This window comes from Streptomyces sparsogenes (assembly GCF_001704635.1).
GTDB classification, from domain to species: domain Bacteria; phylum Actinomycetota; class Actinomycetes; order Streptomycetales; family Streptomycetaceae; genus Streptomyces; species Streptomyces sparsogenes.
In genome coordinates this window covers 29,068-50,424 of sequence record NZ_MAXF01000077.1, presented here as the reverse complement: position 1 = coordinate 50,424, position 21,357 = coordinate 29,068, and the positions used below count along the sequence as shown (strand labels likewise).

Genomic DNA, 21,357 nt, shown 5'->3' with positions numbered 1-21,357 from the left:
GCCACGCCCCTACAAGCCCAGCCACGCCCCTACAAGCCCAGCCGCGGGACCACCCCGCCCGCCACCGCCCGCTGCCGCGGCGCCGCCGTCCCCGTCCAGCAGGTGCCGCGCCGGGCCAGCAGCCGCCGCAGCCACACCTCCGTGGAGACCAGTTCGGCCAGCCCGTCCAGGGGCAGCCGCTCCCCCTCCGCCGCCGCCCGCAGCGCCTTGCGTACGACGCGGGCCTCGACCAGGCCCGCGTCGGCCAGCAGCGGGGCGTCGAAGAGGCTGACGACCTCGCCCACCCAGGCGCGCAGCCCGGCCCGTACGGCGGCGGCGTGGGCGGCGTGGGACGGGGCTCCCCAGCCGGGCGGCAGGTCGCGGATGCCCGCTCCGGCGAGGACCGCGCGCAGCACGGCCGCGCGCGCCCCGGGTTGCACACGAAGCGTTTCGGGGAGCGCGCGGCAGGCCCGTACGACCTGGTTGTCGAGGAAGGGCGCGTGCAGGCGCTGGCTGCGCACCTCGGCGGCCTGCTCGAACACCCGGTGGTCGGCGGCGTACCTGGCCAGGGCCGCGTCGGCGCGCCGCTCGCCCGGGCGGCGCAGGGTGACAGGGCGGGCCGCGGCCTCCGCCAGGCGCAGCGAGACCTCGGCCAGCGCCTCGCCGGTGAGCCAGCGCGCGGCGGGGCCGGGCCGGCACCAGGCGAGCGCGGCGAGGGATGCGGAGACGACGCCGCGGCCGCCCTTGCCGCCCGCCGCGCCGCCGCCGTCGTCGGTGAAGCGCCGCTCCAGGAGGCGGCTGGCGGCGTCCTCGACGCCGTCCCGGTAGGACGTGCGGGCCAGCTTGCGCGCCGCCCGGTAGACGGTGAAGGGCACGAAGAAGGAGTGGCCGGTGGGCCCGTCGGCCTTGGCCAGCGCGGTGGCGGGGCGCAGCAGGTGGCGGCGTCGGCGGTCGAGCAGCAGGTCGGCCAGGCGCGCGGGGTGGGCGTCGAGCGCCTGCCGGGCGCCGTGGCCGACGAAGTGGTCGGCGCTGCCCGCGACGAGCCGGCGGCGGTGGCGCTCGGCGACGACGATGGAGGGCCCGGGTTCGTCGGTGAGCGGGCCACTGTCCAGCGCGGCGTACGGGAGCGCCTCCTCGCCCGCGGCGACCACGACGTGGTGCAGCCGCGGGTCCGCGGCGATGGCGCCGGCCCGCTCCAGCTCGGCCTCGCGGGAGCGGGCGCCGCCGGCGGTGGCCAGGTCGTTGAAGGTGACGGCGAGGAGCCGCTGGCCTGCCTCCGTGCCCTGGCCGGACAGGGTGCCGGGCAGAGTGCCGGGCATGCCGGGGAGTCCGGCGGCCAGCAGGGCCAGGGTGGCGGAGGCGCTGCCCCCGGAGAGGTCGGCGCCGATGCCGGGTGCCGGGGCGCCGCGGGCGGCGCGCCGCTCGGCGGGGCCCATGCCGGGGACCGGTCCGGGGTCGAGGCCGCCGCCGGTCTCGGGGGCGTGGCGAGGGGCGGTGAGCCTGGCCCGTACGGCCTCCACGAGGGCGTCCCGTACACCCTCCACGGCCTGCTCCTGGTCGGCTTGGGGCGCGGCGACGGCGAGCGAGGCGGTGGGCTCGTAGCCGATGATGTCGCGGGCGCCGTCGCGCAGGATCAGCGCGTGGCCCGGGGGCACGCGTCTGACGCCCAGGTACGGGGTGCCGTCGCGCATCGCCTCCGGGGAGTCGGGGCAGGCCAGGAGCGCGCCGAGGTGGCCGACGTCGAGCTGGGCCTCGATCAGGTCGGCGAGCGGCAGGGCGGCGGTGGCGTACGCGGTGCCGCCGCCCCAGTCGGTGTGGAAGACGGGCCGGGCGCCGGCCAGGTCGCCGACGATGGTGGTGCGGCGGCCGACCTGGGCGACGGCGGTGTAGCTGCCGGGCCAGGCGGTGAGGTGGCGCAGGGCACCGCCGCGGGCGGCGAACAGGCCGACGCGCAGCTCGTCGTCGGAGGCGCCGCAGCAGCCGAAGACGGCGAGGCGGGAGAAGGGGTCGGCCTGGACGACGCGTACCTCGTCGGGCCGCCAGTCGCCGACCGCCCACAGCGGATCGGGGTCCGCCCACAGGAGGTGGGCACCGACCGGCTGGATCGCGCGGCCCTGCGCGGGGTCCGGCCCCGATGCGGTACTGCTCCACCCCACCAACCACCGCATCGCGCCTCCACAGGGTGTGGACAAACAAGGCAACCAAGAGAGAAGGCAGCCAAGAAAGTAGGTGCCATCATGCACAGCACGTCGACGGTTTCGGCATCGAACCGGACAACTACATGGATCTCCTGGATGTCCTTTGACCGTAGTCGACCACAGGAACAACAGGGTTGATCACAAGACGTGATCCCGCCAAGTCCCGCACATGCCCCGCCCACATCCCAGCCCACGTTCTGTCGGGCGCGGAACGCGACATAAGGGAACCGCCGTCGGCGCGACGGACCGCTCCGCCGTGGCCCATGCTGCCATGAGCGGGGCGCACAAGGGCGCACGAGGGCGCATAGGCGTCAATACGGTGCGTGCCCCCGGCACTTGCGAGGGGGCTGCCGCGCCGGGCCTCCCCCTCCCCGGTCCGGCACGGCAGCCCGGCCGCGGTCGAGCGCCACGCGGAGCCACGGCAGTGGGTGGCAGGCGTTATTCGGCCAAACTTCCGCGGCGCTCTTGATGGCTCGCCATGGGCTCGCCAACGGGCCCACGAAGTCCCCGACGGGGTAAGCCACTGAGGGATGGCACTTGGATGCGGCACATGCCGCACGACAGTCCGGGAGGCGGCATCCGCCTCCCGGACCGCTCCGCCGCCCGCGGGGAATGAGGCGGCGGCGTCCCCCAGCCCACTGATTCCGTACAGCGGGCCGACCCACGCAGGACCCATCGAAACGTTCCCGCGAACCCTGAGACAGAGCGCACGGACGGGCGCACAGCCACACACAACGGGAGCACGCGTCACGTCCCGCACGCCCGTTCGTACAAGAATCTCGCCATCCGGGACACCACCTCTTAACGGTCGGGATGCGGCGAACTACGCTGGGTTTACGAATGCCCCGTGCCTATGCCGGGGCGGCCGTCGGTGCTGTCGAGGGGTGCGCATGTCCAGGGAGCCACGCGGGCCGAACGAGAAGCTCGGCACCGTTCTCGCCCTCGCGGGGATCAGCAATGCCGGGCTGGCGCGCAGAGTCAACGACCTCGGAGCCCAGCGTGGCCTGACGCTTCGCTACGACAAGACGTCCGTGGCCCGCTGGGTCTCCAAGGGCATGGTGCCCCAAGGCGCCGCGCCCCATCTGATTGCGGCCGCTATCGGGAGCAAACTCGGGCGGCCCGTACCACTCCATGAGATCGGGCTCGCCGACGCCGATCCGGCGCCCGAGGTCGGCCTCGCCTTCCCGCGCGACGTCGGCCAGGCCGTCCGCTCGGCGACCGAGCTCTACCGGCTGGATCTGGCGGGTCGGCGCGGAGGCGGCGGCATCTGGCACAGCCTGGCCGGATCCTTCGCGGTCAGCGCGTACGCCACACCGGCGTCGCGCTGGCTGATCACCCCCGCCGACCCGACGGTCGCGCGCGAGCCGAGGGACGCCGAAGTCGGCGGCGGCGTGGACGGTTTACCCCAGCGCGTCGGGCACAGCGACGTCACCAAGCTGCGTGAGGCCGCCGAGGATGCGCGCCGCTGGGACTCCAAGTACGGCGGCGGCGACTGGCGTTCGTCGATGGTCCCCGAGTGCCTGCGCGTCGACGCGGCGCCGCTGCTCCTCGGCTCGTACAGCGACGAGGTCGGCCGCTCCCTGTTCGGCGCCACCGCAGAACTGACCCGGCTCGCGGGGTGGATGGCCTTCGACACCGGCCAGCAGGAGGCCGCCCAGCGCTACTACATCCAGGCGCTGCGGCTCGCGCGCGCCGCGGCCGACGTCCCGCTCGGCGGCTATGTGCTGGCCTCCATGAGCCTTCAGGCCACCTATAGAGGCTTCGCCGACGAGGGCGTGGACCTGGCCCAGGCCGCCGTGGAGCGCAACCGCGGCCTGGCCACCGCCCGCACCATGAGCTTCTTCCGCCTGGTCGAGGCCCGCGCCCAGGCCAAGGCCGGGGACGGCCCGGCCTGCGGCGCGGCGCTGAAGTCCGCCGAGGGCTGGCTGGAGCGCTCCCGGTCGGGCGACCCCGACCCCTCCTGGCTGGACTTCTACTCCCACGAGCGGTTCGCCGCCGACGCCGCCGAGTGCTACCGCGACCTGCGGCTGCCGCGCCAGGTGCGGCGGTTCACCGAGCAGGCGCTGGCCCGGCCCACCGAGGAGTTCGTCCGCTCCCACGGGCTGCGGCTCGTCGTGTCCGCCGTGGCCGAACTGGAGTCCGGCAATCTGGACGCGGCCTGCGCGGCGGGCACCCGCGCCGTGGAGGTCGCCAACCGCATCTCCTCCGCGCGCACCACCGAGTACGTACGGGACCTGATGCACCGCCTGGAGGCCTACCGCGACGAGCCGCGCGTCGCCGAACTGCGGGAGCGGGCACGGCCGCTGCTGATGGCCCCGGCGTGACGGCCGGGGCCGACCGGGCCGCGTGATCGCCTGACCGCGCGGCACACTCGCGGCTCGCGGCCGACGAGATCGACAAGCCTGACAAGGCCGACAAGGTTGGCAAGACCGACAAGGACGACGACCGGGGTTTCGGGGCGTTGTCAGTGGGGCGGGTCATGATAGTTGTCGGCGGTCGGGTGAGTGGACTGTGCGCGGTGTGGGGAGGTGTGGTGACGTGAGGGCGCTGGACTGCGATGTTCTGGTGATCGGGGGCGGGATCGTCGGCCTGTCGACGGCGTATGCGATCACGCGCGCCGCGCCCGGCACCCGCGTGACCGTCCTGGAGAAGGAGGCCGGTCCCGCCCGCCACCAGACCGGGCGGAACAGCGGCGTGATCCACAGCGGCATCTACTACCGCCCCGGCTCCCTCAAGGCCCGGTTCGCGGTGCAGGGCGCCGCGGAGATGGTCAAGTTCTGCGCCGAGCACGGCATCGCCCATGAGGTGACCGGCAAGCTCATCGTCGCCACGGAGCGGTCGGAGCTGCCCCGGCTGCACGCCCTCGTCCAGCGCGGCCGGGAAAACGGCATCCCGGTGCGCGAGCTCGGCCCCGCCCAGCTCGAGGAGCGCGAGCCCTGGGTGCGCGGCCTGGCCGCCATCCATGTCGGCACGACCGGCATCTGCGACTTCAAGGCGGTCGCGGCCCGGCTCGCCCGCCTCGCGCGCGACGCCGGGGCCTCGGTGCGGTACGGAGCGGGGGTGCGCGCCATCGGGCGGCGCCCGTCGGCCGTCGCGGTCCGTACGGCCGACGGGGCGGTGCTGCGGGCCCGCGCCCTGGTCAACTGCGCGGGACTGCACTGCGACCGGATCGCCCGGCTCGCCGGCGACGACCCGGGCATGCGGATCGTCCCCTTCCGCGGTGAGTACTACGAGCTGGTCCCCGCCCGCTCCTCCCTCGTGCGCGGCCTGGTCTACCCCGTCCCCGACCCGGCCTTCCCCTTCCTCGGCGTCCACCTCACCCGCGGCGTGGACGGCTCCGTCCACATCGGGCCCAACGCGGTGCCCGCCCTCGCCCGGGAGGGCTACGCCTGGCACACGGTCCGCCCGCGCGAGCTGGCCGGCACGCTGGCGTACCGCGGCTCCTGGCGGATAGCCCGCCGCCACTGGCGTTACGGCGCGGGCGAGCTCCACCGCTCGCTGTCCAAGCGCGCCTTCACCGACGCCGTCCGCCGCCTGCTGCCCGACATCACCGCCGACGACCTGATACCGGCCCCGGCGGGCGTGCGCGCCCAGGCGGTCCTGCCCGACGGCACGCTGGTGGACGACTTCCTGATCCGGGAGTCCCCCCGCATCGTCCATGTGCTCAACGCGCCCTCGCCCGCGGCGACGGCGTCCCTGCCGATCGGCCGGGAGGTCGCGAGGCGGGTGCTGGAGCGGCTGTGACGCCGGGGCGGGGCCCCGGCGGGCGTCGGCGGGCGTCGGCCGGGGACGCCGGGCCGGACGTGGCGGCCGGGGACGCCGAGGGCAACGGGCCTCGCCGGGGGGCGGAGTGTCGGCCGGGGACGCCGAGGGCAACGGGGCCAGGGCCCGGCCCCGGCCGCGTCCCCGGCCCGATGATCACGCGCAGGGCCCCGCACCTGATCACCCTCACGCGCCACGCCCCACCGCCCGCGCCCCCGGCTCCCGCGCTCGCCCGCCGCCCCCACCGAGGCCGCCACCGCCACCGGCGCCCGACACACCCACCGGCGCCCGCCGCCCCCACCAAGGCCACCACCCCCGCCAAGGCCACCACCCCACCGGCGCCCGCCGCCCGCCAGGCCCGCACCGGCCCCGCCCGTAGAATCGAAGCACTGTGTCCGAGAACCACGCCGCGAACCCCGTCCCGACTCCCGTCCCGACTCCCGTTCCGACCCCCGCCCCCAACCCCACCGCGCCCGAGCCGCGCGCCGAGCGGGCCGTCCCCGCCCCGCGCGACCGCGCCGAGCCGATGTTCCCGGGCGGCCCCCTGGCCGACCCCGCCGGCTCGCACCACGAGCGGCGCATCCGGTCCTTCCGCCCCCGGCGCGGGCGGGTGACCCCGGGCCAGGGCGAGGCGCTGCGCCGCCTGTGGGGGCAGTGGGGCCTGGACATCGACGGTCTCTCCCGCATCGACCTCGGGGAGCTGTTCGGCGACCCGGACCTGCCCGTCGTCCTGGAGATCGGCTTCGGCATGGGCGAGGCCACGGCCCAGATGGCCGCCGCCGACCCCGACACCGGCATCCTGGCCGCCGATGTCCACACCCCCGGCCAGGGCAATCTCCTCGCCCTCGCGGAGCGGAACAACCTCTCCAACATCCGGGTGGCCAACGGCGACGCGATCATCCTGCTCCGCGAGATGCTGGAGCCCGCCTCCCTCGCCGGGCTGCGCGTCTACTTCCCGGACCCCTGGCCCAAGAAGCGCCACCACAAGCGGCGCCTCATCCAGCCCGAGTTCATCGCGCTCGCCGCCACCCGGCTGCGCCCCGGCGCGCTGCTGCACTGCGCGACCGACTGGGAGCCGTACGCCGAGCAGATGCTCGAGGTCCTGACCGCCGACCCCCACTTCGAGAACACCCAGCCCGACGGCGGTTACAGCCCGCGCCCGGACTTCCGCCCGCTGACCAAGTTCGAGGGCCAGGGGTTGGAGAAGGGCCATGTCGTCCACGACCTGATCTTCCGCCGCCGCGACACATAGCGCCCTTTGCCGGCTGGGCGTAATCCCGCGGTCCCCCATTCCCCCGTTGGTTAGGGTCGTCAGGTGCACGAGTCCCCGCCCCCACACCAGCAGCCCGGACCACCGGCCACGGCGTACGGACAGCAGCCGTGGCCCGACGCCCCGTCCGCGCCGCCGGCCACAGGCGGCGGCTGGCCGTACCCGCCTCCCCGCGCCTCGTGGGGCGGCCGGCTGAGCGCGCTGTGGGCCAACAAGTCCGTGCGCGCCACGGCGCTGGTCGTCCTGCTCTCCCTGTCCGGGCTGATCATCCTGGCGCTGGTCCGCCGGCAGACCGGCACCGAGGGCTTCCTGGTGGGCCTGGGCCTGGCCATCCTGCCCGTACCCCTGCTGATAGCCGCGTTCCGCTGGATGGACCGCGTCGCCCCCCAACCCTGGCGGAACCTGTTCTTCGTCTTCGCCTGGGGCGCCTGCGCCGCCACCCTCGTCGCCATCATCGCCAACGGCTTCGCCACCGAGTGGCTGATCAGCACCGTCGCCGACTCCTCACACTCCGGCCAGGCCGACGCCGACGCCTGGGGCGCCACCCTCGTCGCCCCCGTTGTCGAGGAGAGCGCCAAGGCCGCCGCCGTCCTGCTGCTCTTCCTCTTCCGGCGCCGCGACTTCCACGGGATCGTCGACGGCGTCGTCATCGCCGGCATCACGGCCACCGGCTTCGCCTTCACCGAGAACATCCTCTACCTCGGCACGGCCTTCGTCAGCGACCAGGAGTTCGGCTACTCCGGCATCCGCTCCACCACCGCGGCGACCTTCTTCATCCGCGCGGTGATGTCCCCCTTCGCCCACCCCCTCTTCACGGCCGCCACCGGCATCGGCTTCGGCATAGCCGCCGCGGCCGCCCACCACCAGCGCGCCCGCCGGACCCTCGTCCCCCTCGCCGCCCTGCTGGGCGCCATGGTCCTGCACGGCGTCTGGAACGGCTCCGCCACCTTCGGCGGCTACGGCTTCCTCGCCGTCTACGCCCTCTTCATGGTCCCGGTCTTCGGCCTGCTGACCTGGCTGGTCATCTGGGCCCGCAACAACCAGCTGCGCACCATACGCACCCAGCTCCCCGCCTACCAGGCCGCCGGCTGGCTCACCCCGCCCGAGCCCATCGCCCTGTCCTCCATGCGCGCCCGCGGCATAGCCCGCGACCTGGCCCGCCGCACCCAGGGCCCGGCCGCGGCCCGCGTCGTCGCCGACTACACCGCGACCGCCACCTCCCTCGCCCTCCTCCGCCACCGCGCCTACCGCGGCACGGCCGGCCCCGACTTCACCACCCGCGAGCGCGAGTTCCTGGACCGCCTCTGGCAACACCGCGAAACCGCCCAACCACCCCTCGCCCACGCGGCCCTGTCCGTCCCCCTCCCCCGCCGCCCGGTCCCCCGCCCCCACCCGGCCACCATGCCCCCGCCCTACTGGCCGCCCGCCCCCCACACCACGTACGCCCCACCCCCCGGCTACGCCCAGCCCACCCCGTACGCCTACCCATCCTGGCCCCCGGCCGGCCCGCCCCCGCGCCCGCAGGGCCAGCCGTGACCAGGTTCGCTGTTCAGGCACCCCTTCTGCGGATCCTGAGCCACGGCGCACAGTCGCCGCCGTCAAGCCCACTCAGCGGAATCGCGCCCGACCCTGCCGGCACAATGGCCACGTGCCCGTCACACCGTCTTCCCCCGGGGTCTCCGCCCGCATGAGCCGCCAGGCCAGCCAGGACACCACGCCGGAGCTGGCTGTGCGGCGTCTGCTGTACGCGAGTGGGCACCGGTACCGCCTGCACCGCCCGGTCCCAGGGCTTCCCCGCCGAACAATCGACATCGCCTTTCCCGGGCTCAAGATCGCTGTTTTCCTCGACGGGTGCTTCTGGCACGGCTGCCCCCAGCATGCGACCCACCCGAAGGCGAACGCCGACTGGTGGCGGCAGAAGCTGAATCGAAACATCACTCGCGATCTTGAAACCACCGAGCGCCTCAGGACGGACGGATGGACGGTTTTGCGCTTCTGGGAGCACGAGGCCCCATCCGACGTAGCAGAGCGAGTGGCTACCGCTGTCGCCGACGCCAGGAGACCACACCACTCATAAGCCGGTGTCGGAAGAGCCTGGTTTCAGATCTTCCAACCCACTTGTCGCTCCTCGGCTCTACCATCACCATTGCTCATACGAATCGTGCGACGGTGAGTGGTCATACTCCTCGCGCTCCAGGATCTCTAGGCGGATGATGACAGGCTGGCAGTTCGACGTTCCCACCACCGGTAGCAAGCACCTACCCCCGGACGCCCGGTACATGGAGGCGCTGAGCAGCCAGGGATACGGCTTCGAGGTGGCCATCGCCGACCTCGTCGACAACTCGATCGACGCAGGGGCGAAGGACGTCGTCATCCACTTCCTTCGTGACGGCGAGCAACTCGTCTCCCTCCTTGTCGTGGACGACGGTCGGGGGATGGACGAGGAAGCGTTGGACGTCGCCATGACCATCGGCGGTCGCCAGTCGTACGACGCCAAGTCTCTCGGCATGTTCGGTACCGGCTTGAAGTCGGCATCCCTCTCTCATGCCGACGCCGTCACAGTCGTGAGCACCACCAAACGCACCCGTGCCGCAGGCCGGCGCTGGTTGATGGAGCACGCCAAAACGGGGTTCCAATGTGACATCGTCGACTCCGACTTCGCTCAAGGACTCGTCGATCGCTACTACGACAAGCCCATCACCTGGCAGGGCACGATCGTTCGGTGGGATGGGGTGAAGGACTTCCCGAAGCACGGCGGCAGCGGCCAGACCGATCGCTATCTACAGCGCACGATCAACAAACTGGGCCTTCATTTGGGGCTCTACCTCCATCGCTTCCTGGCCCGCGCGGACTTCAACATCACCATCGCTGTGGAGGACGTCCTGACCGGCACGGTCTACCTGGACTTCGGTGTTGAACCGCTGGACCCGTTCGCTTACCCGGTCACTGGTGCTGCGGATTACCCACGACGGTTCAGCGCCTTCATCGAGAGCCTCGCTTCTCAGGTCGTGCTCGACGCACACATCTGGCCACCCAAGTCGAACCTCGACGAGTACCGGGCCGTTGGTTCTGTGATCGATCGACAGGGCTTCTACTTCTACCGCAACGACCGCCTCGTCCAGGCCGGCGGCTGGAACAACTACCGCCAGCCCGAGCAGCACCTTTCTCTTGCTCGCGTGGCGATCGACCTGCCCGAGAAGCTGGGCGATGTCTTCAGGCTCACGGTCAAGAAGTCAGGGGTCGACACGTCTCCGGAGTTCACGGCGGCACTCGAGGAAGCGGTGGACGAGTCCGGCACCAAGTTCGCCCAGTTTCTCTCGGACGCGGACTCCGCTTATCGCGAGGCCCGCCGACGAGTAGGTGTTACGCGCAAGGCAGTGATCGGCCCAGGCAAGGGGATTGCCCCGGAAGTACGAGCAACCATCGAGGAAGAGTTGCCTCTCCTCCCCCATGAGGACACGATCAGCGTCCGCTGGGATCGGCTGGACAACGAATCGTTCTTCCACGTGGACCGCAAGCAGCGAACCATCGTGCTCAACAAGCACTACCGCAAGGCCATCCTGGGCGGGCGCGACGGCAGTCTCAACGATGCCCCACTTCTGAAATCGTTGATGTACCTGCTGTTGCACGAAGTGTTCGAGAAGGAGTACAGCGGCCGGCGGGAAAAGGACAACCTCCAGCTATGGCAGTCGGTACTGGTAGCTGCGGCCCGCAGTGAACTGGAGCGGGTGGTCGACGATGACAGCTGATTCCAAAGCCGACTGGTCACAGATCGAGTATTTTCTGCACGCCGGCCAGGCAACGACCATCCCTCTCGGTGGAAGTGCGCTACCCCGTGTCGACTATGTGGTGACGGATGACCGGGACATCGCCCTTCACCTGGAGCTCACTTCGCGTCAGAGGCTGCCGCGCTCACCACACCCATTAATACGGGTCGAAGAGATAGCGTACGAAGGCATGCGCATGGCTCGTCTCAGGACCACTCAACGACAGCTGTTGCGTGACTTTCACGACCTCCTGTGCGCTGTCGCCGATCGTGTCGTGGACCGGGGTCGCGCTCCGGATCAAGCTTTCAGTGAGACGGTGCAGGCCTGGCGTGCACTTCTGGACAGGCCGCGGGCCATGAGCCTGGAGAAACGAATCGGCTTGATGGGCGAGCTGGTGATGCTGACAGCCATCGCTGCCTCGCACGGATGGCAGACCGCCGCGGAATCATGGAGAGGGTCGTACGGCGAGGAACACGACTTCGGTCTGCCGTCCTACGACATCGAGGTCAAGACCACCTCGGCGGAAGAGCGCAACCACACCATCCATGGGCTTTCCCAACTCACCCCCAGCGCCGACCGGCCGCTCTGGCTGGTTTCTCTGCAGCTCACCCGAGGCGGTGCGCATGGCCGCACCTTCACTCAGTGTGTCTCCTCCGTCCGGGAGCGGCTCACAGAACACGCTACAGGCGTCGCCGCCGAAATGCTGGACCAACGACTCGCAGCCATATCTCACCCTGACACCGCTGACTTTCTGCCCACGGACGACGAACGTTGGTCGCTCCGCAGTGCGCCTCTCGTTCTCAAGGTCGACGAGCATTTGCCGCGCTTGGACCACTCTCTTCTGCGCGGACTGCCTCCGGAATCGGCGGCCCGAATAAGCCAGGTCGACTACAACATCAACGTGACAGGGCTGCCGGGCAGCCCCGAACGACCTGAAGCACTCCAGAGTGAATTCTTCCTGCCGTAAGCCACCCGCCCTTGAGGAAGCACCACATGAGCACAGCGGAAAACGCCAACGCCGACGTACTTCTCAAGGTGCATCAGGCCGCCTTGGCCGGCATGCAAGCAGCCGGTCCCGGGCCGCTCGGCCGCGCCGTCGCCTTCTACGCCGAGATGCAGGCTTTTGGGCACGACGTGTCCGAAACGACGTTCCGGGACATCTTGACCTGCGGCGGCGAAGGCGCCGAAGCGTTGAAGCGAGCTTGGCGCATTCAGCTCACTGACTGGGACTACGCAAACGGGCCCGCGACGACCGCTTGGGCCGCCGGTACCGAACCACGTACGGACGAACGCCGCGCCGCCATCCACGACAGGCTCGGCCTCGAACCCGCGACCCGCAAGGTCCTGGATGCCGAGATCCCGGTACAGAAGACAGCCGGTCCAGTCGTCATCAGCCAAGAGCGGAAGCCCTGGCGCGGTATCGGCACTCAGCGTGGGGTCGATTGGTATTGGCCCGCTTACCAACGCTACCTGCAAGAGAAGAAGGGATGGAGCCCAGAGACCACGGCGGACCTGGGAGACGCCGCGGAACGAGTCGTCGAGCGCTTGGCGGACCCCACGTCGTCCGAGGCCTACCAGTCGAAGGGGTTGGTCGTCGGCTACGTGCAGTCCGGGAAGACGGCCAACTTCACGGGTGTGATCGCGAAGGCCATCGACGCCGGCTATCGGCTGGTCATCGTGCTCGGGGGAACGCTGAATCTGCTCCGTGCGCAGACCCAACGCCGCCTCGACATGGAGTTGGTGGGTCGGGAGAACATCCTGCGCGGGGCCGGCAATGAGGTCGATTCCGACTATGCGGACGACACCGCATGGCTGCGCAACAAATTCCTGTCCCACGGTGGGATGCCATCAGAACTCGGCGCCTTCGATGTCGAACGGCTCACCACACGAGCCAACGACTACAAGTCGTTGGCTCAAGGCATCCGCGCACTCCAGATCGAGAAGCGGGAGAAGGGGCTCCCCCTCTACGACCCACGCAACCTGGACCACGCCGCCGCCCGCCTGATGGTGGTCAAGAAGAACAAGACTGTGCTCGCCAAGCTGGTCAAGGACCTGGAGAAGATCAAGGGGCTTCTCGGCGAAATCCCGGCCTTGATCATCGACGACGAGTCCGATGAGGCGTCCCCGAACACCGCCAACCCCAACAGAAGCGACGGCCCGGACCGTACAGCCATCAACCAGAAGCTCTCGGAACTGTTGGGGCTTCTCCCTCGGGCCCAGTACGTCGGCTACACGGCGACGCCGTTCGCCAACGTATTCATCGACCCCAGCGACACCAGGGACATCTTCCCCAAGGATTTTCTTATCTCCCTTCGCCGACCGGACGGCTACATGGGAGTTCAGGATTTCCACGACCTCGACTCGAAGATTCCGCCGCAGGAACGCACGTTCGCGAACTCGAACGAGAAAGCCTACGTCCGTGAGATCGGTGGCTCCATCGAAGAAGAGGACGACATCAGCCTGCGCAAGGCCCTGGACATGTTCGTCCTCACCGGAGCAATGAAGATCTACCGGGAGGCCGAGGATCCGCGGGTGGACGAGAACCACTTCCGCCACCACACCATGCTGGTGCACGAGTCCCGGCTGACAGCAGAACACAGCGAGCTGCGGGGAAGGCTGCTGCGCCTGTGGGACGAGGGCGGCTACACCGGTCCCTCCGGCCGGGAGCGGCTGCGTGAACTCTTCGAGTCCGACCTCCTCCCCGTCTCCCGCGTCCGAGCCGACGGGTTCGCGGTCCCCGGCTCCTATGACGACCTGGCTCCGTACATCGGACCGGCTTGGGCCCGCATCGGCGCCGACGACCGACCGGTCATCGTGGTCAACGGCGACAAGGACATCGAGAGGGGCGAAGCAGACTTCGACCGCCGGGCCATCTGGAAGATTCTCATCGGCGGGCAGAAACTGTCCCGGGGGTTCACCGTCGAGGGCCTGACCGTCACCTACTATCGCCGTCGGGCGGGCAATGCATCCACAATGATGCAGATGGGTCGATGGTTCGGATTCCGCAGGGGCTACCGGGACCTGGTCCGTCTGTGGATCGGCCGCAACGAGTCGTCCGGCGGGCTCCGCCCACAAGAAATCGACCTCTACGAAGCCTTCGAGGGGATCTGCCGTGACGAGGAAAGCTTCCGGGCGCAACTCGAGCAGTACTCGGTCATGGTGAACGGTAAACCTCAGGTGACACCGGCACAGGTACCTCCTTTGGTTTCCCAGCACTTCCCGAAATTGAAGCCGACTAGTCGTAACAAAATGTACAACGCTCGCCTGGTCGAGGTCAGGTCTCCGGGCCAGTGGTCGGAGCCCACCGCATATCCGGCGGAGAACCAAACCGCTGCCCTGCGCCACAACACCAATCTGTGGATTCCGGTGCTGGACCGCCTGTCGGACACCACGACGCATTTCTCGTTCCACAACGCAGACACCGGCATCACTCACGGATTCGACGCCTTCACCGGTCAACTGACCCCGGAGGACGCTCTCGCCGTCTTCCGCTCCCTGAAATGGCACGGGCAGCATTTCGCCCCGAGCCTCGCTTATTTGGAGGCGATCTCAGAGAACCGTCGGGAGGTCGACGACTGGTTGGTGGTCGCCCCTCAGCACTCCTCGTCCGTACAACGCATCCCGCTGGGGACACACAAGCGATCGTTGTCCTGGTTCAGCCGGAAACGGCGGCAGGAACGTTACCCACTGTTCGGGGCCATCAGCGACCCCAAGCATCGAGCAGTCGCCATGCGAATTGCCGGATCACTCCCCCACAGCAACGATCCCAACACGGAAAAGCATGTGGCGCGCCGGCGAGGCGTGATCACCTTGTATCCGGTGCTTGAGCAACGCCCTACTGTCACGGCAACGGGTGAGGCCGACCTCAGAGGATTGGTCATGGCCTTCGCCTTCGTCGCCCCCGCTGCCGCACACGGCCAGGACGAGAAAGTCGTACGGTTCACAACCATCGACTCCGCTCAGGAGGACGAGGCGATCATCGACGCGACCTGAGCGCGGGCGCGCCCGTTGTCAAAAAATGACCTGGGCGGCTTCGGCCCAGTAGATCACCACACCGCCACCATTACCGCAAGGAGAAAGCCGCATTGACCTCACCACGACTCTCCTCCCTCGAAATCTGCGCGGGAGCAGGTGGCCAGGCATTGGGGCTGGAACGAGCGGGCTTCGATCCGGTCATGCTGATCGAGACCGACGAGAACTCCTGCAAGACGCTGAAGCTGAATCGCCCGAGTTGGGAAGTGCTGCGCGCGGACGTCATCGACTTCGATCCGGAAGAACACCCGTCCGTCTATGACGTCGACCTACTTGCGGGTGGTCTGCCACGCGTCAAGTCCGCAGCGACGGTTCAGCGCCGCGAGAGCGACACGGAGCGCAAGCTCCTGGAGGCAGCGGTGTGGCTCACCCACTCGGTGCAGCCACGTGCCGTCCTGCTCGAGAACGTGCCCGACCTTGTCACCTCGGACAAATTCGAGAGCATCAGGTCCTGGATCGTCGACAATCTCGCCGACGTGGGATACGAGGTCGAGTGGCGCGTGCTCGATGCGGCCGATTTCGGCGTCCCGCAGCACCGCAGACAGGGGTTTCTGGTGGCCATGCGTGACCCGGAATTCAGTCGCTTCGAGTGGCCTGTGCACTCGACGGAACCTCCACCCACCGTCGGCGAGCTGTTGGAAGCGTCCATGGCCCGTGACGGCTGGCCCGGAGCCTCCGCATGGGCAAGAGGAGCGAGCGAGCCTGCGCCGGCCATCGTCGGTGGTTCCGCCTTCAGAGGCGGAGCCGATCTCGGACCGACGGGCTCGAAGCGCGCTTGGGCGAGGTTGGGCGTCAACGGCAACAGCATCGGAGACGGTGTGCCGGGCCCCGACTTCCCCGTGGACGCCATGCCCAAGCTCAATGTTCGTCAGGTCGCGATGCTCCAGTCCTTCCCTGACGAGTGGCGGTTCTTCGGCCGGAAAACCTCCGTGTACCGCCAGGTGGGCCATGCGTCGCCGCCACCGGTGGCCGAGGCTGTAGGACACTGCATCGCTCGGGCCCTTGGAGTGAAGACGCAGGCAGGGAGCAGTTGAGTGCGATTTGCCGGCTTTCCGAAGGCGCCTTCCAGCCGATCACCAGGCATGTTCGTGACCACTCCCGGCGGCCGGCTAAACTCACCGTCATGAACAGCCAGGAAGCCCCGGAACCGATCAACGTAGTTGATCTCTTTGCGGGATGCGGGGGCTTCACGGAAGGTTTCCGATCGTTCCGCACCCCCGGCGGGACGACTCCGGTCTTCCGATCGGTTGCAGCGGTCGAACACGACTTGGCTGCGGCCTCCACCTACGCCGCCAACTTCGCCGACGAGGCCGGCGGCTTGCATCACATCCACGCCGGCGACATCGAGGACTGGCAACCTCGCGACCACGACATCAAGGCCGACGTCATCCTTGGCGGCCCTCCGTGCCAGGGCTTCTCCGGGCTCGGGCTGGGGGACGTCAACGACCCCCGGAACAAGCTGTGGCGCGAGTACATGCGGGTTGTCAACGAAATCGAACCCAAGATTTTCATCATTGAGAATGTTGATCGATTCTTGAGATCCGCCGAGTTCGAGGCGCTGTACGCCGCCACGGAGAAGCCCAACGGCGACTTGCGCGACTACAAGCTCGTCGAGTACTCCCTCCTCAATGCGGCGGACTACGGTGTACCGCAATCGCGACGCCGAACCATCGTGATAGGGGTCCGCCGAGAGCTTGAATACCTCAATGGGCTCCGCTACCCCGAGCCCAGCCACGCCAAGGCCCCGGAAACCATGGGGACAACGTTGCCCGGCATCGAATCCAAAAAACCTTGGGTGGCAGTCGGTCCCGCAGTTTTCTCTCGTTCGTTGGTAACCCCCACCACCACCGAGCTCCCCCAAGGGAGCTGTAATCCCCTTGGACTGAAGGACTTCAGCCTGCCAGGCACTTTCAGGACCACGGATTTGCATTTCGGGCGGACGCCTACAGACGTCTCCCTGGCTCGCTACAAGGCGATTCCCAGGGGCGGTAACAGACACGACCTCCCGCCGGAACTGTCGACCCCGAACTGGCTGGCCCACCGAAGCGGCTCCCACGACGTCATGGGACGCATGTATTGGGATCGACCATCGGTAACCATCCGAACGGAATTCTACAAGCCGGAAAAGGGTCGCTATCTGCACCCCTTCGCATGGCGCCCCATCACCCACTACGAGGCTGCGCTCATCCAGGGCTTCCCGGAATCGTTCAAATGGTGCGGCAGCAAGATCCAGATCGGGCGTCAGATCGGGAATGCGGTGCCGGTCGGCCTGTCGCGGGCACTGGCAGGGGTCATATACCAGGCTTTGCGAGGCTGACTCCGGCACCGGCGTTGTCAACGGTCGCTGCTCTGCGGCGAAGGTGGGGAGACTCCTCGTGGACCTTTTCGAAGATTTTCACCAATGCGTCCACCGAGGTTTTGGGGACTCTTCCGTCCCTCGGTCCGTCCGGAAGTGAGTTCAGCGGAACGGGCGGAGCCGTTTCCGCCTCTGCGATCCATTCGAGAACAGCATCGGTGTCGGGTGGTTCCACGGGCGCGATGACGTCATACATCAAGGTGCTCCGGACGATGTTTATTTCGCTTGCCAGAGCATTGACGTGATCACCGAGGTGAGAGACCTTGCGCGCCGCCAGGTTCGCAAGGACCTGGAGAAGCGCCAGTGCTGTCGGCCGGTGATCGATCGCATTGAGCCTGAGAGCCGTATGGAGCACGTCCTGGTTCCCGCAGGCGAATTCCGCGCTCCTGTAGTCCTCACCGTCCCGGAACATTTCCGCGGCCCACCACAGTCTTGCGAAGGCATGTTTGTGGGCGACCCCCACGAACCGGTCCGCCGGCGCGGTCGGCCTGGAGGTAGTCGACGTGACCGCCCCTGTGTGACGCCAGACCACGTAGTCCGGCGCCACCACCAAGGACATGAAATTCCAGAGTTCCGGGTCGGCTGCTTCGGCTCGAGTCATACGCAGGGTGGCGTGCAGGCGTGGAGCCAGCCAGGCGTCGGCTCGGGTGCGCGCATCGGCGAACCGCCGCATGGCCTCTTCGACCAGTTCCCTCACCGGCGCGGTGTGCCACCGCGCGGCGGATGCGCCAATGGGCTTACTGGCACGCTGGAGGGCGACCCTGGGCGGATCCTCTTGGCCGGTCAGCACGCCCCGAGTCAAGTGTTGCGTTGCCGCTGTGGTGGGCAGCAGGGCGAGAACCTCTGGAAGTGCAGGGGGAGTCCGGTTCACCGCTCCGAGTCCTCCGCTCGATCGAGTGCGCGAACGGCAGTTCTGACGTACTTCGGTATGCGGGCGCGCTTGGCCGCTGCGTGATGAATATATGTCTGCAATGCCGACCAGCCCTGACCGTCGGTACGGCGCTCATGCACCTCGAGCAAGGCATCGGCCAATGATGCCCCGGGGATCACATCCGGCAGCATCTGCCGCAACACCGATTCGCGCCACCCGGAGGGGACTTGAGGGGTCCCGTCGTCGCCGATCTCCAGATCGCTCACGGCCGCATGGAACATGGCCGTCCAGGCGTCGCCGGCGATTTGGGACGCCACCAGCCCTCGTGCGCTCTTCTCCATCTCACTCCTCGCGCCGTTCAACAGCGGTGCGAGGCCTTCGAAGCCGGTGTTGAGATAGACGGTCGGCATCTCCCCGCTCGTGTCCACCAGCCAGGGAGATTCCTTCAACTTGATCAACCACTCCTCGTCACTGGCCGCGAAGTCGATCTCGACGATATTCAGTTCCTTCTTGCGCTCCGGGGCCCGGGCAGTGAGGTCGATCACCCACGCTGCGTCAGCAGCGCCGATCACTCGACCGGCCACACCTCCTACAGTGCCAACGACGCTCACGGTGAGGGATGCGCGAGTACGATGCAGGGTTCGCGACACCGGGACGCTGCCGACCCATGCCCCATCCGTCCTCTTCCGAAGCGGGCGGGCCAGTCGAGCGTTGGTCGCTCCCTCGGTGAGTATCGCGACACAGACAACATCGGTCCACGGGCCCGCCTCGATCTCCCGCTCCGGAAGTGAGACGCGCAGCGCGATCCTTGCCTCTTCCCACTCGGCCCGCTCGACCTCGTGCAAGGCGACCACACGCTCGTTCCGCGAGATCATCGAGTAGGGAAGATCCCGCCCGTCGAGCGCGACCTTCTCGATTGTCACATCTATATCGCCGACAACCGTGGGGTAGGGCATTAGGGTCTTCATGTCCTCGCCCCTCTCGCTCGCCGGACGTCCACGGCGAGACGCGCCCAACCGGCCGGGACCAAGTGGCTGCTCACTTCCGTGATGCCGGCGAACGATGCACTGCCCACGCCAGGAGAGACCCGCACATTCTCTCCGTCGATCTCACAGTTCTCCACCGCCGCGAGTTCCGCCCAGGTGATCGTGGCCTTCCCGCCTTCCTGTCCGTGGAACCAGGCGACGGGTGCCAGCAACCAGGGATCGTCCCGTCGCGGAATGCGCAGCTCGATATGCACTCTCCAGGCTCCCGTGTCGTCGATCGCCCCCTCGATGTGACGAACGGTGGGGTATCCCTCACCACGGCGTGCTCCGACCGCGGTGTCCAACTGGAGAAGTTCCCGCAGTACCGACGGGCCCCCCTTGGCTTGCACCTCGCGGCGTCCGACGATTTCCCGCAATGCGGCGTCCACATCGGCTCGGAAGGTCCTGGGACGGGTCAGTGCGCCCCGAGCGTAGACGACCGCGAGTTCCTCGGTTCTGTCCCACCTGTCGTGCTCAGGCGGCTCCGATGCCCGCAGGAACGCCTCCGCCGCCGCAACCTCCGGGCCTTCCTCGCCGGTGGCATAGCCGGCCAGAAGAATGGCCTGGAAGGGATCCGTGCCCAAAGGGACCTCGCGGGGACGGCGTTTCATGACCGTCATCCGGCTCCCGCGCATATAAACGATCTTGCCGGGGTCCCGATCTCCATGGTCAGCCGGGGTAACCAGCAACACGGCTCGGTGCTCGACCGCCTTGTCCCCGGTGCCGCGCAACGGTGGGACCAAGAGAGGGACTCGGGCCAGTGCCACTTGATCCACCGCCGTGAGCCTGTCGACGGTCACGCCGTCCAGATACGCCTTCAACGCCCTGACATGAGCCGGAAAGTACTCGCTGGGCTCCACACGCTGCTCGGGGATCACCACCTCGCCGTTGCGCAATGCCGCGACCGAGGCCTGCAGCAGGGGAGGCCTGTTCTCACCAGCGGTCATAGCGGCCCAGAAGTTGTCGGCCAATGCCACAACCAACTTGGTGTGCATGGCGAGGAGATCGGGCCGACCGGGCTCTCCCTCATTGCTCATGTCATGAGCGCCGACGATCAAAAAGGACGTGCCCGGCTCCTGGCTGTCACGCTCCAAGTGCAAAGCACGGGCCGTCTCCTCGTCCGCCCACCATGACCGGGCCACTCTTCTGAACCCTGGGGTCTCGTCCGGCTCACCGAGCCAGGCGGGACCGGCGAACGGCTCGCCGTCCACACGTCGCCACGGCAGGTCCAGGCGCCCAATCATGCGCCGTTCATGGTGGCCTTCGTATGGCTCCGAGAGAGTGCTGTTCATCAGGACCAGACCCAGGCGGCTGTTTGCCCACAGAGTCGCCTTGCCCAATCCGAACGACCCGCCCGCAGGGCGCCCCTCGGCCTTGCGACTGTCCAACTGCCGCCGCACGACTGCCGCGAACCTGCCGTCGTCGTATTCGGGGCCGGTCAGTCCAGCGGCGTTGTAGTCGTCGATCCGTAGAAGCAACAGGCTGTCGGTCTCGTCGAGTTCGCGAAGGCCCTCGGCAAGTACTCGTGCCACCTTCTGACGGTGACGGGCCGCTGCGCGAAGGTGTGGTTCCAGGTCGTCCCACTGCAGGTGGTCCTTGAACGTCCGCAGCTGGTCGCCGCTCAACTCGTGCAGCGTGTACCGCACCCGGACGGGACGCGTGGGATCCAGCCCCTCGTCGAGGCTGTTCTGGGTTGCCTCCCGGGCGAGTGTCGCCAGGTCGGCTTCGAAGGCGAAGGCGGCAGCATTGCCGAACTCCCTCCCTCCGTCCGGGTGGGCACGTCGGTGGTACCAGATGCGCTGCACAGCCCGCTTCTCGGCATCCTGGAGAGACGTGGCTGCCCCGGGCAGAAGGCCGAAGAACTCCTCTATCGAGCGGAGCTTGTCTGCTCGCGGCATGGCCCGGTTGTTGACCCACGCCGACACCCCGGCTCGCGTCATGTTCAAGGCCGCAGCCAGCTCCGCCTGGCTGACCCTGCTCCGCCGAAGCTGTCGCTCCAGCCAAGCTCCGAAGGAGTCGAGCTCACTCACCGAACCTCCCCGTCCCCGCCCTCCAATGGGTCACCGAGGTTATTTGACATGCCCTGGCACGTCAAAT

The 21,357-nt window shown here is 68.6% G+C and carries 14 protein-coding genes; 10 read left to right on the top strand and 4 right to left on the bottom strand.

The genetic code is table 11. From position 1 onward, the window contains the following. Positions 1-29 precede the first annotated feature (29 nt). Positions 30-2,147 carry an asparagine synthase-related protein gene (locus BBH68_RS15295; RefSeq protein ID WP_065962696.1) on the bottom strand — a complete coding sequence of 706 codons (2,118 nt, stop codon included), beginning with the start codon at positions 2,145-2,147 and terminating at the stop codon, positions 30-32. Positions 2,148-3,067: 920 nt separating this feature from the next. Between BBH68_RS15295 and BBH68_RS15290 the strand changes: the two genes are divergently transcribed. From BBH68_RS15290 to BBH68_RS15250, 10 genes are all read left to right on the top strand, one after another. After that, positions 3,068-4,501 carry an NsdA family TPR-like regulatory protein gene (locus BBH68_RS15290; RefSeq protein ID WP_065962693.1) on the top strand — a complete coding sequence of 478 codons (1,434 nt, stop codon included), beginning with the start codon at positions 3,068-3,070 and terminating at the stop codon, positions 4,499-4,501. A 214-nt stretch (positions 4,502-4,715) separates the two neighbouring features. After that, the gene (gene lhgO, locus BBH68_RS15285; protein ID WP_065962690.1) at positions 4,716-5,921 is read left to right on the top strand and encodes an L-2-hydroxyglutarate oxidase; all 1,206 of its coding nucleotides are present in this window, start codon (positions 4,716-4,718) and stop codon (positions 5,919-5,921) included. Between the two features lie 544 nt (positions 5,922-6,465). Continuing rightward, positions 6,466-7,191, top strand: coding sequence for a tRNA (guanosine(46)-N7)-methyltransferase TrmB (gene trmB / locus BBH68_RS15280; protein ID WP_079254462.1), 726 nt, complete (start codon positions 6,466-6,468; stop codon positions 7,189-7,191). 63 nt (positions 7,192-7,254) lie between these two features. Next, the gene (locus tag BBH68_RS15275; protein WP_065962686.1) at positions 7,255-8,745 is read left to right on the top strand and encodes a PrsW family intramembrane metalloprotease; all 1,491 of its coding nucleotides are present in this window, start codon (positions 7,255-7,257) and stop codon (positions 8,743-8,745) included. 151 nt (positions 8,746-8,896) lie between these two features. After that, positions 8,897-9,286, top strand: a complete 390-nt coding sequence (locus tag BBH68_RS39350; protein WP_076970875.1) for a very short patch repair endonuclease — start codon at positions 8,897-8,899, stop codon at positions 9,284-9,286. Positions 9,287-9,419: 133 nt separating this feature from the next. Next, positions 9,420-10,958, top strand: coding sequence for an ATP-binding protein (locus BBH68_RS15270; protein ID WP_065962684.1), 1,539 nt, complete (start codon positions 9,420-9,422; stop codon positions 10,956-10,958). Next, on the top strand, positions 10,948-11,943 hold the full coding sequence (locus BBH68_RS15265) for a PD-(D/E)XK motif protein (protein ID WP_065962682.1): 996 nt from the start codon (positions 10,948-10,950) through the stop codon (positions 11,941-11,943). The genes BBH68_RS15270 and BBH68_RS15265 overlap by 11 nt, the downstream gene beginning before the upstream one ends. Before the next feature lie 26 nt (positions 11,944-11,969). Next, a complete protein-coding gene (locus tag BBH68_RS15260; protein ID WP_065962680.1) occupies positions 11,970-14,969 on the top strand; it encodes a Z1 domain-containing protein in 3,000 nt (999 codons plus the stop codon). Between the two features lie 92 nt (positions 14,970-15,061). Beyond that, positions 15,062-16,042: a DNA cytosine methyltransferase gene (locus BBH68_RS15255; RefSeq protein ID WP_065962678.1), complete on the top strand. Its 981-nt coding sequence runs from the start codon at positions 15,062-15,064 to the stop codon at positions 16,040-16,042. A gap of 89 nt (positions 16,043-16,131) precedes the next feature. Then, a complete protein-coding gene (locus BBH68_RS15250; protein WP_065962677.1) occupies positions 16,132-17,325 on the top strand; it encodes a DNA cytosine methyltransferase in 1,194 nt (397 codons plus the stop codon). On the opposite strand, the gene BBH68_RS15245 is transcribed toward BBH68_RS15250, so the two are convergent. Genes BBH68_RS15245 through BBH68_RS15235 form a run of 3 tightly spaced genes read right to left on the bottom strand, consistent with a single transcriptional unit; the run spans position 17,300 to position 21,290 of the window. Further along, positions 17,300-18,235, bottom strand: a complete 936-nt coding sequence (locus BBH68_RS15245) for a DUF6339 family protein (protein WP_076970871.1) — start codon at positions 18,233-18,235, stop codon at positions 17,300-17,302. The two genes, BBH68_RS15250 and BBH68_RS15245, sit on opposite strands and share 26 nt — an antisense overlap. After that, on the bottom strand, positions 18,232-19,203 hold the full coding sequence (locus BBH68_RS15240; RefSeq protein WP_065962673.1) for a hypothetical protein: 972 nt from the start codon (positions 19,201-19,203) through the stop codon (positions 18,232-18,234). Before BBH68_RS15240 ends, BBH68_RS15245 begins: the two co-directional genes overlap by 4 nt. Continuing rightward, on the bottom strand, positions 19,200-21,290 hold the full coding sequence (locus BBH68_RS15235) for a helix-turn-helix domain-containing protein (RefSeq protein WP_104531305.1): 2,091 nt from the start codon (positions 21,288-21,290) through the stop codon (positions 19,200-19,202). Before BBH68_RS15235 ends, BBH68_RS15240 begins: the two co-directional genes overlap by 4 nt. Positions 21,291-21,357: the final 67 nt, after the last annotated feature.